This window comes from Leucobacter japonicus (assembly GCF_001273855.1).
Classification (GTDB): domain Bacteria; phylum Actinomycetota; class Actinomycetes; order Actinomycetales; family Microbacteriaceae; genus Leucobacter; species Leucobacter japonicus.
Genome location: NZ_JHBX01000021.1, coordinates 1 through 203, shown reverse-complemented (window position 1 = coordinate 203; position 203 = coordinate 1). Strand labels below are relative to the sequence as shown.

At 34.5% G+C, this 203-nt stretch carries 1 protein-coding gene; it reads left to right on the top strand.

Annotated elements, in window-relative coordinates; genetic code table 11:
• Nucleotides 1–16: 16 nt before the first annotated feature.
• Nucleotides 17–203: hypothetical protein (locus AMS67_RS17535; protein WP_206541717.1), on the top strand; the 187-nt coding region annotated here is incomplete at its 3' end.

The following is a 203-nucleotide window of genomic DNA, read 5'->3' as shown; positions in this document are numbered from 1 at the left end:
AAATGAACAAGAACGCTTGGCACAAGAAGACAGACGTATTAGTGATTCTGAAAAACAAACGAATCTCAGAGAACAAGAACTTGTTCAGTCAAAAGAAAAGAACTCTCATATGACTGAAGTATTAATGGCTCAAGTTATGAATAACAACAAAAAGGAAACACCAACAACAGCTCAACTTCCTAAACCTAGAGAAAATACAAAGA